This is a genomic window from Jannaschia sp. Os4, from assembly GCF_016820245.1.
Taxonomy (GTDB): Bacteria; Pseudomonadota; Alphaproteobacteria; order Rhodobacterales; family Rhodobacteraceae; genus Jannaschia.
The window spans coordinates 432513-447626 of sequence record NZ_JAFCAR010000003.1; the positions used below are offsets into that span (position 1 = coordinate 432513).

At 74.4% G+C, this 15114-nt stretch carries 15 protein-coding genes; 6 read left to right on the top strand and 9 right to left on the bottom strand.

What is annotated here, in order from left to right:
• Positions 1-14: 14 nt before the first annotated feature.
• Entirely contained in the window at positions 15-887 is an 873-nt protein-coding gene (locus JQC91_RS07085) for a DMT family transporter (protein ID WP_203286101.1), read from the bottom strand.
• Positions 884-1516, bottom strand: a complete 633-nt coding sequence (mnmD, locus tag JQC91_RS07090) for a tRNA (5-methylaminomethyl-2-thiouridine)(34)-methyltransferase MnmD (RefSeq protein WP_203286102.1) — start codon at positions 1514-1516, stop codon at positions 884-886. Before mnmD ends, JQC91_RS07085 begins: the two co-directional genes overlap by 4 nt.
• Positions 1517-1561: 45 nt before the next feature.
• On the opposite strand from mnmD, the gene JQC91_RS07095 reads away from it, so the two are divergent.
• Positions 1562-2590 (top strand): FAD-dependent oxidoreductase, encoded by a 1029-nt coding sequence (locus JQC91_RS07095; protein ID WP_203286103.1) that lies wholly within the window; start codon positions 1562-1564, stop codon positions 2588-2590.
• 200 nt (positions 2591-2790) lie between these two features.
• On the opposite strand, the gene JQC91_RS07100 is transcribed toward JQC91_RS07095, so the two are convergent.
• The gene (locus JQC91_RS07100) at positions 2791-3471 is read right to left on the bottom strand and encodes an HAD family hydrolase (RefSeq protein WP_343069925.1); all 681 of its coding nucleotides are present in this window, start codon (positions 3469-3471) and stop codon (positions 2791-2793) included.
• Positions 3472-3551: 80 nt separating this feature from the next.
• On the opposite strand from JQC91_RS07100, the gene clpS reads away from it, so the two are divergent.
• The 4 genes from clpS (at position 3552) to JQC91_RS07120 (ending at position 6371) form a co-directional block, all read left to right on the top strand.
• On the top strand, positions 3552-3902 hold the full coding sequence (gene clpS / locus JQC91_RS07105; RefSeq protein ID WP_203286105.1) for an ATP-dependent Clp protease adapter ClpS: 351 nt from the start codon (positions 3552-3554) through the stop codon (positions 3900-3902).
• Between the two features lie 2 nt (positions 3903-3904).
• On the top strand, positions 3905-4879 hold the full coding sequence (locus tag JQC91_RS07110) for a class I SAM-dependent methyltransferase (protein ID WP_238941363.1): 975 nt from the start codon (positions 3905-3907) through the stop codon (positions 4877-4879).
• The gene (locus JQC91_RS07115; RefSeq protein WP_203286107.1) at positions 4876-5685 is read left to right on the top strand and encodes an SDR family oxidoreductase; all 810 of its coding nucleotides are present in this window, start codon (positions 4876-4878) and stop codon (positions 5683-5685) included. The genes JQC91_RS07110 and JQC91_RS07115 overlap by 4 nt, the downstream gene beginning before the upstream one ends.
• A gap of 173 nt (positions 5686-5858) precedes the next feature.
• Entirely contained in the window at positions 5859-6371 is a 513-nt protein-coding gene (locus tag JQC91_RS07120) for a hypothetical protein (protein WP_203286108.1), read from the top strand.
• Here JQC91_RS07120 and JQC91_RS07125 read toward each other — a convergent pair.
• The 5 genes from JQC91_RS07125 to JQC91_RS07145 form a co-directional block, all read right to left on the bottom strand.
• A complete protein-coding gene (locus tag JQC91_RS07125) occupies positions 6368-9760 on the bottom strand; it encodes an efflux RND transporter permease subunit (protein ID WP_203286109.1) in 3393 nt (1130 codons plus the stop codon). The two genes, JQC91_RS07120 and JQC91_RS07125, sit on opposite strands and share 4 nt — an antisense overlap.
• Positions 9757-11211, bottom strand: coding sequence for an HlyD family efflux transporter periplasmic adaptor subunit (locus JQC91_RS07130; protein WP_203286110.1), 1455 nt, complete (start codon positions 11209-11211; stop codon positions 9757-9759). The genes JQC91_RS07125 and JQC91_RS07130 overlap by 4 nt, the downstream gene beginning before the upstream one ends.
• A gap of 87 nt (positions 11212-11298) precedes the next feature.
• A complete protein-coding gene (gene moaB / locus JQC91_RS07135) occupies positions 11299-11826 on the bottom strand; it encodes a molybdenum cofactor biosynthesis protein B (protein WP_203286111.1) in 528 nt (175 codons plus the stop codon).
• Between the two features lie 75 nt (positions 11827-11901).
• Positions 11902-12291 (bottom strand): MAPEG family protein, encoded by a 390-nt coding sequence (locus tag JQC91_RS07140; RefSeq protein WP_203286112.1) that lies wholly within the window; start codon positions 12289-12291, stop codon positions 11902-11904.
• Positions 12288-13256: a haloalkane dehalogenase gene (locus JQC91_RS07145; protein WP_203286113.1), complete on the bottom strand. Its 969-nt coding sequence runs from the start codon at positions 13254-13256 to the stop codon at positions 12288-12290. The genes JQC91_RS07140 and JQC91_RS07145 overlap by 4 nt, the downstream gene beginning before the upstream one ends.
• Positions 13257-13393: 137 nt before the next feature.
• Here JQC91_RS07145 and JQC91_RS07150 point away from each other — a divergent pair, with 137 nt between their 5' ends.
• Positions 13394-14260, top strand: coding sequence for a LysR family transcriptional regulator (locus tag JQC91_RS07150; RefSeq protein WP_203286114.1), 867 nt, complete (start codon positions 13394-13396; stop codon positions 14258-14260).
• On the opposite strand, the gene yghU is transcribed toward JQC91_RS07150, so the two are convergent.
• Positions 14257-15072, bottom strand: a complete 816-nt coding sequence (gene yghU, locus JQC91_RS07155; RefSeq protein ID WP_203286115.1) for a glutathione-dependent disulfide-bond oxidoreductase — start codon at positions 15070-15072, stop codon at positions 14257-14259. The two genes, JQC91_RS07150 and yghU, sit on opposite strands and share 4 nt — an antisense overlap.
• Between the last annotated feature and the right edge of the window lie 42 nt (positions 15073-15114).

Genomic DNA, 15114 nt, shown 5'->3' on the forward strand with positions numbered 1-15114 from the left:
GGCGGCGGCCCCCGTCAGCGGGGCCGCCGCCGCGCCCGGAGCGCGGCGAACACGCCCGCGCCGACCACGATGGCCGCGCCGAGGGCCACCTCCGGGCGCAGGCGCTCGTCGAACAGGGCGAGGCCGATGGCGCTGGCGAACACCAGCTGCAGGTAGGCGAAGGGCTGGAGCAGGCTCGCCTCCGCGACCTCGTAGGTGCGGATGAAGAGATACTGCGCCAAGGCGGCCACCGCGCAGAGCCCGCCCATCAGCGCCCAGTCGCGGCCCGTCATCGGCTCCCACGCCCAGATCCCCAGCGGCGTCATCGCGACCGCCCCGACGACGCCCGTCCAGAGGAACGAGGTGAAGGCCGCGTCGTCGCGCGCCACGAGCCGGGTCGTCACCGCGTAGGTGGCGAACATCGCCGCCGCCAGCACCGGGATCAGCGCCCCCCAGCCGAAGCCCTCGCCCCCGGGCCCCAGCATCACCAGCACGCCCGCGAAGCCCACCGCCACCGCCGCCCAGCGGGCCGGTCCGACCCGCTCCCCCAGCACGGGACCGGAGAGGGCTACGACGATCAGCGGGCAGACCGCGAAGATGGCGTGCGCCTCGGTCAGGCCGACCACCACGAAGGCGCCGACGAGCACGCAGATCTCGGCGGCCATGATCAGGCCGCGGAACAGCTGCAGCCTCGGGCGGCGGCTCGCGAAGGCGGCGCGCAGGCCGCCGGGCCGGCGCAGCGCCAGCGCAACGGCGAGGGCCGCGAAGAACCAGTAGCGCAGCGCCACCACCATCCAGACGGAATATTCCCCCGCGAGGTGGCGCGAGAAGCCGTCCTGCACCGCCAGCACGAACATCGTCGTCGCCATCAGCGCGATGCCGAGGCCCACCCGCTGCTCGGCGCTCATCTCCGGCGCCCCACGGTCATGTGCCGCTTGCGCCCGAAGCCCGGCACCCGCGCGACGTCGAACCCGGCGGCGTCCAAGGCGCGCCGCACGTGGCCGGCGGCGGTGAAGGTCGCGCTCGTGCCGCCTGGCGGGGTCGCGCGGCCCACGGCGGCGAGGAGGTCCGCCCCCCACATCTCCGGGTTCCGCGCCGGGGCGAAGCCGTCGAGGAACCACGCGTCGGCCTGCCCGTCCCATGCGGGCAGGGTCTCGCGCGCGTCGCCGAACACGACCCGCAGGTCGAGGTTCGGCAGCGCGATCCGCTCGGCGGGCCACTGGTCCACCAGCGCCGCGCCCCCGCCGAAGGGGGTCAGCGCGCGCGCCATGTCGTCGCGGGTCATGGGATGCGCCTCGAAGGAGGTCATCGCCACGGGGCAGGGGGCGGCGTCCGACAGGACGAGCGCGTTCAGCCCCGTCCCGAAGCCCAGCTCCCCCACGTGGAACCCCGGCGTCAGCCGCGCGGGGAGGCCGTTGCCCTCCATGAAGACGTGGGACGCCTCGGCCCAGCCGTCGGCTTGGTAGTAGGCGTCGCCGTAGCGCGCCGAGACCGGGACGCCGTCGCGCCAGGTCAGGTCGGGGTGGTCGGGGGGCATCGCGCGTCCTATTCCGCCCCGCGCGCTAACGCGGAGGCCCTGCCCATGTCCATCGACGTAACCGTGCGCGGCGCGGGCATCTTCGGGCTGTCGGTCGCGTGGGCCTGCGTCCGGCGCGGGGCGCGGGTGCGGGTGGTCGACCCCCGCGGTGTGGCGGCGGGGGCCTCGGGCGGGATCGTGGGCGCGCTCGCGCCGCACGTCCCGGAGCGGTGGAACGCGAAGAAGGCCTTCCAGCTGGAGAGCCTGTCGATGGCCGAGGGTTGGTGGGCGGAGGTGGCCGCCACCGGGGGCGGCGATCCGGGATACGGGCGGACGGGGCGGCTGCAGCCCGTGGCCGAGGGCGGCGAGGCGCTCGCGCGGGCGCGGGCGGCGACGGCGGCGGACCTGTGGGGCGACGTGGCGACGTGGGCCGTCGAGGACGCGCCCGCGGGGTGGTCCCCGGCGACGCCCACCGGCCTCGTGATCCGCGACACGCTCTCGGCGCGGCTGCACCCGCGGCGGGCCTGCGCGGCCTTGGCCGACGCGATCCGGGCGCGCGGCGGCGCGATCGCCGCGGAGGCCCCCGACGCGGGCGCGGTGGTGCACGCGACCGGCTGGCGGGGGCTGGCGGAGATCGGCGCGGGCCGCCCGGCGGGTGTGCCCGTGAAGGGGCAGGCGGCGCTCCTGCGGTTGGCCGACGCGCCGCCCCGGGACGCGCCGCAGCTCTTCGCCGCTGCCCTCCACGTCATCCCCCACGCGGACGGGACGGTCGCGGTCGGGTCCACCTCGGAGCGGGACTTCGACCACGGGGAGCCCGACGCCCAGCTCGACGACGTGGTGGCCCGCGCCGTCGCCGCCGTGCCCGCCCTCGCGGGCGCCGAGGTGGTCGAGCGCTGGGCCGGGCTGCGCCCCCGCGCCCGGTCCCGCGCGCCGATGCTGGGGGCGTGGCCGGGGCGGGCCGGGCACTGGGTGGCGAACGGGGGGTTCAAGATCGGCTTCGGCATGGCCCCGAAGGTCGGCGAGGTGGTGGCCGACCTCGTGCTGGAGGGACGGGACGCGGTGCCGGACGGGTTCCGGGTGGAGGACTCGCTCTAGCAGCGACGGCGCTCCGGTAGCGCATCGTAGGGCCGTGGCGCGGCGATCCGACCCCTCCGCGAGGCGTTTTATCCCTCACCCCCGCGCGACGCTCGACCGGAGCACCGTCGGCGCAGGATCGCCGTGCCGTGGGAACGGCCCGGCGATGCGCGGCTCGCTGGCGCTCGCGTACCGCGCAGGGTACGCTGCCTAAACCGCGATTATCTCAACCCCTCCACCGCCTCCGGCACCTCGCCCAGATGGGCCACCCGTCGGAACCGCTCAGACCGCGGGTCGTCCGCCCGCTCCACCTCCCAGACGATGTCCGACGGGACGTGCAGCGCCCACGCCCCCGCCGCGATGGCGGGCACGATGTCCGACTTCATCGAATCGCCCACCATCACCGCGCGCTCCGGCTCCGAGAAGGCCCGCGCGTACACGCTCGCCACCTTGTCCGACACGATCTCCACCGCGTCGAACGCCTCGCCCAGCCCCGACTGCGCCAGCTTCCGCTCCTGATCTAAGAGGTCGCCCTTGGTGATCAGCACCAGCCGGTGGTCCCGCGCCAGACGCTCGACCACCTCGCCCGCATGGGGCTTCAGCTCGATCGGATGGGCCAGCATCTCCCGCCCCGCGGCCAGCAGCTCGGCGATCACGGGGGCGGGGACGCGCCCGTCCGTCGCCTCGATGGCCGTCTCGATCATCGACAGCACGAACCCCTTCACCCCGAACCCGTAGGCCCCGAGGTTGCGCCGCTCGGCGGCCAGCAGCCGCTCCATCAGGTGCCCCGCCTCGACATGCTCCGCGAGCAGGTCCGCGAACCGCTCCTGCGTCAGCCGGAACAGCCGCTCCGTGTGCCAAAGCGTGTCGTCCGCGTCGAAGCCGATCTCCCGAATGGTCACGATCCGCCCCCTTGGCCCACGCGGGGCCATCGCTATATGTCACCGCCTGACCCTGCCAGACCCGACCGGACCGATCCGACATGCTGACGCCCTTCGCCATGGCCGACCAAGACCGCCCCGACGACGGGGACGGCGACCTGACGACCATCGCCGCCAAGCCGAAGCCCAAGACCCAGCGCCCGCCGCTCTACAAGGTGCTGCTGCTCAACGACGACTACACGCCCATGGAGTTCGTCGTGCACGTGCTGGAGCGGTTCTTCGGCATCAACCACGCGCAGGCGGTCGAGATCATGCTGACCGTCCACAAGAAGGGCATGGCCGTGGTCGGCGTCTTCTCCCACGAGATCGCCGAGACGAAGGTGGCGCAGGTGATGGACTTCGCCCGGCGCAACCAGCACCCGCTCCAGTGCACGATGGAGAAGGAGGAGTAGGCTTGCGCCTCTCCCTCGCGCTGGAGGACGGCGCGGTCGCGCTGCCCGACGAGGGGCGCGTCCTGCTCCTCCGGCCCCCCGCCTACGCCGACCTGTCCGCGCTCCCCTTGGACCGCTGCGTCGCGGTCCAGCCGTTCAGGCCGGACCACGACGCGCTCGCCCCCCGCATGGCGGTGACGCCGGACTGGCCCGAGGGCGCGTTCGCCGCCGCGGTCGTCTTCCTGCCCCGCGCCAAGCGCCTCGCCCGCGACCTCGTGGCCCGGGCCTGCGCCGCCGTGCCGCCGGGCGCGCCGGTGATCGTGGACGGCGACAAGACGGACGGGATCGAGTCGCTCCTGAAGGACGTGCGCCGCGCGGCCGAGGTGGGCGGGGCCTTCTCCAAGGCGCACGGCAAGACCTTCGCGCTGGCCGCCGCGCCGATGCCGTCCGGCTGGACGGTCGAGGCGGAGGACGCGGACGGCTGGACGACGCGGGCGGGCATCTTCTCGGCGGACGGGCCCGACCCCGGATCGGTCCTGCTGGCCGACACGCTGCCGCCGCTCAAGGGCGCGGTCTGCGACCTCGGGGCGGGGTGGGGCTACCTGTCGGCCCGCCTTCTCGAAGCCTCGCCCGCCGTGACCGCCTGCGACCTGGTCGAGGCGGACGCCGACGCGCTGTCCTGCGCGCGCGCCAACGTCCCCGACCCGCGCGCGGCCTTCCACTGGGCCGACGCGACCGCGTGGGGGGGCACCTACGACGCGGTCGTCTGCAACCCGCCCTTCCACCCCTCGCGCAAGGCGGATCCCGCCCTCGGGCGCGCGTTCATCCGGACGATACGCAACGTCCTCGCGCCGCGGGGCCGGGCATGGGTGGTGGCCAACCGGCACCTCCCCTACGAGGCCGCGCTCGGCGAGGCGTTCGCGCAGGTGGACGTCCGGGCCGAGGCGAAGGGATACAAGGTGGTCGAACTCGCGCGACCCAAGAGGAGCCGGCGATGAGCCTGTCGATCCAAGGCAAGACCGCCATCGTCACGGGCGCGGCCAACGGCGTGGGCCTCGCCATCGCGCGGCACTTCGCCGAGGCCGGGGCCAACGTGATGTTCGCCGACCGCGACGAGGCCCGGCTCGAGGAGGAGGTGGGCGAGGCGCAGGCCGCCGAATCCGATCAGGTCCGCTACTTCGCGGGCGACCTGCGCGAGCGGCTGACGGTGGCCAACCTGCTCTCGGCCACGATCGACGCGTTCGACCGGGTCGACATCCTCGTGAACGCGTCGCGGCAGCTGGACGTGACGGACCCGCTCGATCCGAAGGACACGTCGCTCGGGACGCTCTGGGACCAGAACCTGATGACGCCGCTCCGCCTGTCGCAGAGCATCGCCAACCGGATGATCCAGCAGGCCGAGGAGGAGGGCGGCGACGCGGCCGCCGGGTCGATCGTCAACGTCGGCTCCATCGCGGGGCGCCGCACGCAGCCGGACCTGCTGGCCTACTCGATCTGCGCCGCGGCGCTCGACCAAGCGACGCGCTCGCTCGCGGTCAGCCTCGCGCCGCACCGCATCCGGGTGAACGGGCTCGCCGTCGGGTCGGTCATGTCCACCGCGCTCCAGACCCGCCTGCGCGAGGACGGGCGCCTGCGCGACGCGATCATCGAATCGACCCCGATGGGCCGGATCGCGCAGCCGAACGAGCTGGCGGAGACCGCGCTCTACCTCGCCTCGGACGCCGCGAGCTTCGTGACGGGCCAGATCCTGACCGTGGACGGGGGGCGGTCCCTGATCGACCCGGTGGCCGGCGCCGCCCACTGAACGTCGCATTCGGGGCGAATGCGTCGACAATCGAACCGGTCCGCCCCGATCCCGCCGGGGTTGGCCCGGCCCGCCCAGAAGACACCCCGACCGCGTCCCGCACCGGTCCCGCAGGCGCCGCACCCCGCCTGCATCCCATCCTCCGGCGCCAAGGGAGCGCGAAGGGGACGACGATGGGTATGGACACGAAGGCCCTGCGCGCGAAGGCGCGACGGATGGCCTACCGCGCCGCGGGCCTGTGCACGATCACGGGCACGCTCGCGCTCTCGGTGGCCACCGCCACGGCGGGGGCCGACCTGATCCTGTCCGCCGAGCCGATGCCCGTCACCGCCATCGTCGACACCTCGGCCCGGGCGGACGCCCCCGACCTCCGCGCGCGCGCCCTGCGGCTGGAGTTCGCGCGGCGCTCGGCGGAGGCCGCGTTGCGCCACCTGTCGCCCGAGGCGGACGCCTTCCTCGGGAGCGTCCACCGCGAGACGGCGGCGGGGCTGGTGACGCGCCGCGCCGCCTTGATCGCGGATCGCCGCGCCGCCGCCGAACCGCTCGCCACGCTGGCCCGCCGGTCCGGTCGCGCGGAGGCGTCCGACGCCCTCCGTGCCGCCCATGCCCGGATGGCGGGCGAGGTGGCCGTCATGGACGTGACGCTGGACGTGATCGAGCTCGAGATGGCCCGCAGGGGCATCTAGGCCGTCCGGCGCCGCCCCGCCCCGAGCGCGATGGCGGCGCCCAGCCAGACCGCGAGCAGACCGACCGCGAGCCCGCCCGCGAAGAGCGCGAACGCGCCGGGGACGCCGTCGGGCAGCGCGGCACCGGCATCGGCGACGGCCTCCGCGACCGGCGGCCACATCGTCCCGAAGGCCAGCGCATGGCCCAGCGTCGCCACGCCCCATGCCGCGACCGCCGCAGAGACCGCGATTCCGCCGATCCCGATCCCGCGTCCCCGCCGCCGCGCGGGCAGCCGAGCGAAGCGGCGCAGCGCGCGCCCCCGCTTGCCGAGGTCGTGGCCCATGGCGAGGAAGGCGGGCACGAGGATGAGCACCAGCACCATCCCGAAGCCCAGCCCGTAGGCCAAGGTGATCACCGTGGGCCGCAGGAACTGGGCCTGCGAGGACGTCTCGTAGAGCAGCGGGGCAAGCCCCAGCACCGTCGTCAGCGTCGTCAGCAGGACCGGCCGGAGCCTGTCCGCCGCGCCGTCCACGATGGCCGGGATCAGGCCGCGCCGCTCGGCATACTCGTCCACGGTCGTCACCAGCACGATGGAGTCGTTGATGATGATCCCGACCATCCCGATCAGGCCGACGACCGAGAACATCGACAGGGGCACCTCCCACCACCAGTGCCCCCAGACCGCGCCGATCAGGCCGAAGGGGATGACGGCCATGATCACCACGGGCCGCGCCCACGACCCGAAGATCCATGCGAGCGTCAGGTAGATGCCCGTGAGGCAGAGGATCAGGCCGAGCAGCGCGTCCGACAGGAACTCCCTCTCCTGCTCGGCCAGCCCGCCCAACTCGAAGGCGACCGCGCGGTCCGAGGCGATGCGGGGCAGGATCTCCTCGGCGAGGCGCGTCCGGATCTCGGCGGCGCGCGCCGCGTCGTCCTGGTCGATGTCGCCCGAGACGGTGACCACACGCACCCCGTCCACCCGCCGCACGCTCGCGAAGCCGGACCGCACGTCCACGTCCACGATGTCGGCGAGCGCGACGACCTCGCCCCCCGGCGCGGTCAGCCGTAGGCCGTCGAGGAAGTCCGCCGACAGCTCGCTTTCCGGCACCTCGACGCGGATCGACCCGGTCCGCGGCCCCACGGGGAATGTCGCCGCCTCGATCCCCCCGAGACGGTCGCGCAGGGTCCGCCCGAGCGCGTCGATCCCGAAGCCGAGCGCCTCGCCCTGCGGGGTCAGCGTCAGCACCAGCTCGTCCTTGTCGTAGGGCAGCGAGTCCTCGACCGCCGAGATCTCGGGGATCGCGGCCACCGCCGCCTTCAGGTCCTCGGCGGCGGCCTTGAGCGTGACGGCGTCGGCGCCCGAGAACTCGACCGACAGCGCGTCGCCGCCGGGGCCGGAGCGCCAGCCCCGGAAGCTGATCTCCTCGGTCAGCGGCAGCTTGGCCACCTCGTCCTGGAGGTCGCCCACGAAGGCGAAGGAGGAGTAGGGCCGCAGGTCTGCGTCGATCAGCTCGATGGAGATCGCGCCGAGCTGGTCGGGATCCTTGTCGTCCGCGCTCGACAGGCCCCGGCCCGCGTTGCCGCCGATCTCGCCGAGGACGTAGGAAACGGGGTTCGCGCCGTGCTCCTCGGCGTAGCGGGCGGCGAGCCGGTCCACCGCCGCCTGCATCTCGGAGAGCTGCGCCAGTGCGTCGGCCCGGGTGGCCCCGTCGGACATCGCGAAGTTGCCCGTCACCGACCCCCGCTCCGGCGCGTTGAAGAACCGCCACTGCACCTCGCCCGTCAGGAACAGCGCCGCCTGCGTCGAGAGCAGCACGACGGCGCCCGCGAGCACCGGGTAGCGCGCCCAGATGGCGAGCCGCACGAGCGGGCGGAACAGGCGGTCGCGCACCCGGTCGAACACCCAGTTCACGCCCTTGGACGGCAGGTCCAGCACCGCCATCGCCCCGCCCTTGGCGGCCCCCCTCAGCGCCATCGCCATGTGGTGCGGCAGGATCAGGAAGCACTCCGCCAGCGACGCGATCAGCACGACGATCACGGTGAAGGGGATGTCCGCGATCAGGTCGCCGAACCGCCCGCCGATCACCACGAGGCCGAAGAAGGCGATCACCGTGGTCACGGTGGCCGAGAAGACGGGCAGGGCCATGCGCCGCGCCGCGTTGGTCGCGGCCTCCAAGGGCGGCTCGCCCAGCTTGCGGTGGCGGTAGTCGGTGTGCTCGCCCACCACGATGGCGTCGTCCACGACGATGCCCAGCGTGATGATCAGCGCGAAGAGCGAGACCATGTTGATCGTCAGGCCCGCCGCCCACATCAGCGCGATGGCGCCCATCATCGCCACGGGGATGCCGGCGGCCACCCAGAAGGCGGTGCGCGCCGACAGGAACAGGAACAGCAGCCCCACCACCAGCGCGAGTCCCAGCAGCGCGTTGTCCAAGAGCACGTCGATCCGGCCTTGGATCGCCTCGGTGCGGGTGCGGATCAGGTCGATGGTGACGCCCTCGGGCGTCGCCAGCAGCAACTCGGCGGCCACGGCCTCCACCTCGGCCTGCAGGGCGATGGCGTCGCCCTCCGCGGACCGCTGGACCGTCAGCGACACCGCCGGGTCGCCGCCCACGAAGTAGGCGCGGTTCCGGTCGATTCCCTCGGCGGTCACGGTCGCCACGTCGCCCACGGTCAGCGCGGTGCCGTCGCCGCCGCGCCGGATGACCACCGCGCGCACCTCCGCCGCCGAGCGCCGGGCCACGCCCGTCCGGACCCGCGCGCCCGCGTTGGACACCTCGCCCGCGGGGTCGGCCTGCGCCTCCGCCCCGATGGCGGCGGCGATCTCGGCCAAGGTCACGCCCTCGCGCAGCAGCGCGGCGGTCGGCACCTCCACCACGACCTCCGGGGCGGCGACGCCTTGGATCGTGGCCGAGGTCACCCCCTCCTGGAACAGCCGCCCGACCATCGCGTCGGCGATCCGCGCCAGCTGGTCCACGCCGACCGGCCCCGCGATCACCACGTCGGTCACGCGGTCCCGCCAGCGGTCCTGCCGCACCTCGGGGTCGTCGATGCCGTCGGGCAGGCCCGTGACCGCGTCCAGCGCGGCCTCGACGTCGTCGGCGGCGCGGGCGGGGTCGCGGCCCGGCTCGAACTCGAGGTTGACGGTCGCGCGCCCCTCCCGGCTGACCGAGTCCGCCGAGGTCACGCCGTCGACGGCGAGCAGCGCGGGCTCGATCACGTCGACGATCCCCTCGTCCACGTCCTCGGCGCCCGCGCCCTCCCACGTCACGGAGACGGTCACGCCGTCGAGGATCACGTCGGGGAAGAACTGGGCCCGCATCTGCGGCAGGGCCATGCCCCCCGCCACCAGGAGCAGCACCATCAGCAGGTTCGCGACGGTCCGGTGGCGGGCGAAGTACGCGATCATCCGCCCATGCGCCCCTCGATCCGCTCGACCACGGCGATGGGCACCTCCGGCTCCTGCAGGCGGGCGAGGAGGCGGTCGCGCACCTCCGGCGGCATCCGGTCGTTGCCCTCGACGAAGGCGATCAGCCGGGCGCGCCGCTCGGGATCGAGGGCGACGGTGGTGGGCAGCGGCGCCGCCGCGCCCTCGGGGCGGACGGGCCGCACCCGGATCCCCGCGCCGAGGGCGGCGGTCCGCGCCGCCACCACGTCGCGCCCGGCGAGGCCGTCGGCCGCGACCAGCACGTCGTCCCCTTGGCGGCGCAGGACCGTGACGGGCGCCTCCTCCAGCCGCTCCTCCGCCCCGACGAGCAGCACCGTGTCCTGCGAGGAGAGCGCGGAGGCCGGCAGGCGCACGACCCGCTCCAAGGCGGGCTCCTCCACCTCGACGCGGACGAAGTCGCCGGGCCGGAAGCCGCGCGCGCCTTCCAGCGCCGCGAAGACGAGCCGTCCGGTCTGCCCCTCGCCCACGGCGGCCGCCTCGCGGGTGACGGTGCCGGCGGCGGTCACGTCAAGCCCGAGGACGTCCAGCACCGCCCGGACCGGCGCGCCGGTCAGGTCGCCGTTCCCGTCGAGCAGCCGCGCCTGCTGCGCCACGGAGAGGCGGAACGAGACCTCGAGGTCGGACGGGTCGATCAGCGAGGCCACCTGCTCGTTGGGCGAGAGCAGCCCGCCCCGGACGACGGAGACGTCCGACAGCACCCCGTCGAACTCGGCCCGCAGCGTCCGGTCCGCGAGGCCGCGCTCGGCCTCCGCGACGGCCAGCCCCGCACGCTCGACGGCGAGGTCGGCGGTGTCGATCCGCGCCTCCGCGGCGGCGAGGGCCTGCTCCCGGGCGAGCACCTGCTGCGCCACGTTGGACAGCGCCAATTCCGCCGCCTCCACCGCGGCGGCCGCGCCCACGCCGCGCGCGAGCAGGTCGCGCTGCCGGTCCAGCGCCTGCTCCTGCAACGCCACCTGGCCGCGCGCCCCGTCGAGCTCGGCCTGCGCCAAGGCCACGCCGCGCCGCGCCTCCGCCGCCTCGGCCCGCGCCCCGGCCGCGTCGGCCCGCGCGAGCGCGAGCGCCGTCTCCGCATCCGCCGGGTCGATGCGCAGCAGCACCTGACCGGCCTCGACCGCGCCGCCCTCCTCGAAGCCGTCGGCCAGCTCGACGACGCGGCCCCCGACGGGCGCCCGCAGCTCGAGCACCCGGCGCGCGCGCACCTCCCCGAAGGCGGTCAGCACGGGCGTCACGGTCGCGGGCCGCGCCGTCACGACGGTGGCCGCGAGGACCTGCTCGCGCGCGGGCGGGCCGCCGGCGTCGCGGGCGCGGCGGTCCTCCAAGGCGGCGAGCGTGATCGTCACCGCCCATCCCAAGAGCCCCACCGTGAGCGCGGCGAGGAACAGGGCGGAGAGGCTGCGTCCGAGGAAGCGCATGGTGTCGAGGATGTCCCCTTGTCCGTCCCAGTAGATAGGACGGGGCCGCCGCAGCGGAAGCGTTATCGCCTTACACGCGCGGCGCCGTCATTTCCGTCGCAGGTGCTCGTCGAGGCGTGGCATGATCTCGACGAAGTTGCAGGGGCGGTGCCGGTAGTCGAGCTGATGCACGAGGATGCCGTCCCACGCGTCCCGGCAGGCCGAGGGCGAGCCGGGCAGGGCGAAGAGGTAGGTGCCCCCCGCCACGCCCGCGCAGGCGCGCGACTGCACGGCGGAGGTGCCGATCTTCTCGATGCTCAGGATGGTGAACATGGTGCCGAAGGCGTCGATCTCCTTCTCGTAGACGTCGCGGTGCGCCTCCACGGTCACGTCCCGCCCCGTCAGCCCCGTGCCCCCTGTGGAGATCACGACGTCGATCCCGTCCTCGCCGATCCAGCGGGTCAGGTGCTCGGCGATGCCCACCCGGTCGTCCGGGGTGATCGCGCGGTCGGCGAGGACGTGGCCCGCCGCCTCCAGCCGCTCGACCAGCGTGTCGCCGGAGCGGTCGTCGGCGGGCGTGCGGGTGTCCGACACGGTCAGCACCGCGATGCGGCAGGGCAGGAACTGGGGCTCCATCGCGGTTCTCCTCGGGCGGAAACGGGGGCCGTGGCCCCCGTCCTATCCCGTCGCCCGGGCGCGCGGAACCGGGACTCAGCCCAAGAGCATCGTCACCGCGAGGTAGAGCGAACCCAGCGAGGCCGTCGAGAAGCCGATGATCCGCGCGAAGGGCAGCCCCGTGTAGTAGAGCAGCACGAACAGGGCCCGACCCGCGACCACGAGCGCCAGCGCGAGGGCGGGGCCGGGACCGGAGAGGCCCGTCACCGCCGCAGCCGCGAGGACCGCCAGGACGTAGGCCGCGCTCTCGACCTGGTTGCGCCACGCCCGCTCCAGACGCAGGCCGAGCGGCGTGCGCTCGATCGCGGGGCGGTTGGACGAGAAGCCGTAGCCGAAGCCTTGGGTCGCGTAGGCGTAGACGATCTCGACCGTCAGCGCCGTCATCGAGATGAGCGCGTACAGGATCAGCGCGGTCGTCGCGGTCATTCGCCCGCCTCCGGCAGCGTCGCCAGCCAGTCCGACAGCGCCCGCCCGATGGCGTCCGGGTGATCCTCCTGCACGAAGTGGACGCCCGCGCCGAGCGCGACATGGGTGAGGTTGGACGCGTTGGCCTCGACATGCGCCACCACCGGGGGCGGCATAAGCGCGCCGGGCACGACCGAGAGCATCAGCTTGGGCAGGTCGGTCGAGTAGAGCCAGTCGCCGTTCGCCGCGATGACCGCCGCCGTCTCGGCCGGCTCGCCCGCGATGGGCACCTGCCGGGGCCATTCGGCGGTGGGGCGGCGGCTCTCGGGGGTGGGGAAGGGCGCGCGGTAGGCGTCCATCACGTCCTCGGGCAATGGCGTGGCGACGGCGACCTTGCCGAGGATCTCCTCGACGAAGAAGTTGCCCTGCAGGATCGCCTCCTGTCCCTCGTCCGAGCGCAGGAAGGCGAAGAGCTCGCCGTTCCGCTCGCCCATCGCCTCGAGGGACGGGGCGGGCAGGGCGGGCGGAATGATCGCCTCCATGAAGGCGAGGCCCCGGACGCGGCCGGACCCCTCCTCGCCGCGCGCGATCTCCATGCCGAGCACCGACCCCCAGTCGTGGACCACAAGCACGACCTCGTCCAAGTCGAGTTCGGCCAGCAGCGCGTCGAGATGCATCGCATGGTCGGCGTAGGTGTAGGCGATGTCGGGCTTGCCCGAGTCCCCCATCCCGATCAGGTCCGGCGCGATGACGCGGTGGTCGTCGGCGACGTGGGGGATCACGTTGCGCCACAGGTAGGACGAGGTCGGGTTGCCGTGGAGCATGAGGACGGCGGGGCCGTCGCCCCCGTCCGGGCCGGTGTCCACGTAGGCCATGGTGGTGCCCAGCACCTCCGCGACCCGTTTCTCGTAGGGGAACGCGGCCTGCGCCCAGACGGGCGCGGCGGAGGCGAGCAGGGCGGCGAGGGCGGCGGGGATCGGGCGCATGGGGGGTCTCCAGATGGGGATCGAGCGCCCCCACGCTAGGTCGCGCGCGGATGCGGCGGCGAGGCGCGATTTCGCGCCTTCGCGGTGCGTTGATGCGTCCGCCCGATCGTGCGACCCTCGGCGGGGGAGGGCATCGCATGACCGACCGACCGCTCGACTGGGACGGCGTGCAGACGCTGATCGCCGTGGCCCGCGCCCGCTCCGTGCGGGGGGCGGCGGGGGCGCTGGGCGTCCACCACACCACCGTGGGCCGCCGAATCGACGCGCTGGAGGCGCGGATCGGCGCGCGGCTCTTCGACCGCCGTCCCGACGGCTGGGCGCTGACCGCCGCGGGCGAGGAGGTCGCCGCCGCCGGGCGGGGCTTCGACGATGCGCTCACGGCGGCGCGGCGCCGGGTCGAGGGGCGGGACGCCGCGCCTGCGGGTACGGTGACGATCACCGTGGCCGAGCCGCTCTTCGTCCACGCCATCGCGCCCCGCCTGCCCGAGATGGCGACCGCGCATCCCGGCCTCGACCTGCGCTTCGACACAGCCTTCGACCTGCGCGACCTCGCCCGGCGCGAGGCGGACGTGGCCGTGCGGATGGACAACAACCCGCCCGACGCGCTCGTGGGCAAGCGGCTGTTCCCCTACCGCGAGGCCGCCTACGCGGCGCCGGGCCATCTCGACGGGCCGGCGCCCCGCTGGCTCGGCTGGGCGCCGGGCGACGACGGCTGGGTCGCGGGGACGGACCTGCCGCGCCTGCCGGTCTGGGGGGCGTTCCCGACCCTCGGCGCGCAGGTCGCCGCCGCGCGGGCCGGGCTGGGCGTCGCGCTGCTGCCCTGCCTGATCGGGGACGCGGCGGAGGGGCTGGCGCGCGCGACGGACCGCCCGCCGCGCCCGTCGCGCGACATCTGGCTGCTGACCCATCCGGACCTGCGGGCCACCGCCCGCGTGCGGGCGGCGATGGGGTTCCTCGAGCGCGCGATCCGCGACGCCCGCCCCGCGATCGAGGGCGCGCCCTAGCGGAAGTCGTCGCGCGAGTGCCGCTCGGGCAGCTTCAGCGACTCGTCGTCCCCGAAGGCCCGGTTCACCATCCGGCCCCGCCGCACGGCGGGCCGCGCGTCGACGGCCTCGGCCCACCGCTTCACGTTCGCGTACTCGTCCACCGACAGGAACTCCGCCGCGCCGTAGAGGCGCCCGAGGACGAGCTGGCCGTACCACGCCCAGATCGCCATGTCGGCGATGGAGTAGTCGCCCGCCATCCACTCGTGCCGCCCGAGATGGGTGTCGAGCACGTGGAGCTGGCGCTTCGACTCCATCGCGTAGCGGTCGATCGGGTATTCGTACTTCTCCGGCGCGTAGGCGTAGAAATGGCCGAAGCCGCCCCCGAGGAACGGCGCGCTGCCCATCTGCCAGAAGAGCCACGACAGCACTTCCGTCCGGGGCGACCCGAGGAAGGCGTCGTGGCGCTCGGCCACGTGCAGCATGATGGCGGCGGACTCGAACACGCGCACCGGCTCGGGGCCGGTCAGGTCCCAGAGCGCGGGGATCTTGGAGTTGGGGTTCACCTCCACGAAGCCGGACCCGAACTGCTCGCCCTCCGAGATGTCGATCAGCCACGCGTCGTAGTCGAAGTCGTGCCCGGCCTCGATCAGCTCCTCGAACAGGACCGTCACCTTCACCCCGTTGGGCGTGGCGAGGCTGTGGAGCTGGTAGGGATGCTCGCCCTGCGGCAGCGGCTTGTCGTGGGTCGCCCCCGAGACGGGGCGGTTGATCGAGGCGAACTTGCCGCCCGATTCCTTGGGTTCCCAGACGGTGGGGGGCGTGTAGGTCATGGCGCGGCTCCTTTGGGGCCGTCCTGCCCGCCGGGCCGGGGG

What these genes read in the sequence shown, in the direction of transcription:
- JQC91_RS07085 (WP_203286101.1), bottom strand. Translation starts at nt 887, where the DNA reads ATGAGCGCCGAGCAGCGGGTGGGCCTCGGCATCGCGCTGATGGCGACG.
- mnmD (WP_203286102.1), bottom strand. Translation starts at nt 1,516, where the DNA reads ATGCCCCCCGACCACCCCGACCTGACCTGGCGCGACGGCGTCCCGGTC.
- JQC91_RS07095 (WP_203286103.1), top strand. Translation starts at nt 1,562, where the DNA reads ATGTCCATCGACGTAACCGTGCGCGGCGCGGGCATCTTCGGGCTGTCG.
- clpS (WP_203286105.1), top strand. Translation starts at nt 3,552, where the DNA reads ATGCTGACGCCCTTCGCCATGGCCGACCAAGACCGCCCCGACGACGGG.
- JQC91_RS07115 (WP_203286107.1), top strand. Translation starts at nt 4,876, where the DNA reads ATGAGCCTGTCGATCCAAGGCAAGACCGCCATCGTCACGGGCGCGGCC.
- JQC91_RS07120 (WP_203286108.1), top strand. Translation starts at nt 5,859, where the DNA reads ATGGGTATGGACACGAAGGCCCTGCGCGCGAAGGCGCGACGGATGGCC.
- JQC91_RS07125 (WP_203286109.1), bottom strand. Translation starts at nt 9,760, where the DNA reads ATGATCGCGTACTTCGCCCGCCACCGGACCGTCGCGAACCTGCTGATG.
- JQC91_RS07130 (WP_203286110.1), bottom strand. Translation starts at nt 11,211, where the DNA reads ATGCGCTTCCTCGGACGCAGCCTCTCCGCCCTGTTCCTCGCCGCGCTC.
- moaB (WP_203286111.1), bottom strand. Translation starts at nt 11,826, where the DNA reads ATGGAGCCCCAGTTCCTGCCCTGCCGCATCGCGGTGCTGACCGTGTCG.
- JQC91_RS07140 (WP_203286112.1), bottom strand. Translation starts at nt 12,291, where the DNA reads ATGACCGCGACGACCGCGCTGATCCTGTACGCGCTCATCTCGATGACG.
- JQC91_RS07145 (WP_203286113.1), bottom strand. Translation starts at nt 13,256, where the DNA reads ATGCGCCCGATCCCCGCCGCCCTCGCCGCCCTGCTCGCCTCCGCCGCG.
- JQC91_RS07150 (WP_203286114.1), top strand. Translation starts at nt 13,394, where the DNA reads ATGACCGACCGACCGCTCGACTGGGACGGCGTGCAGACGCTGATCGCC.
- yghU (WP_203286115.1), bottom strand. Translation starts at nt 15,072, where the DNA reads ATGACCTACACGCCCCCCACCGTCTGGGAACCCAAGGAATCGGGCGGC.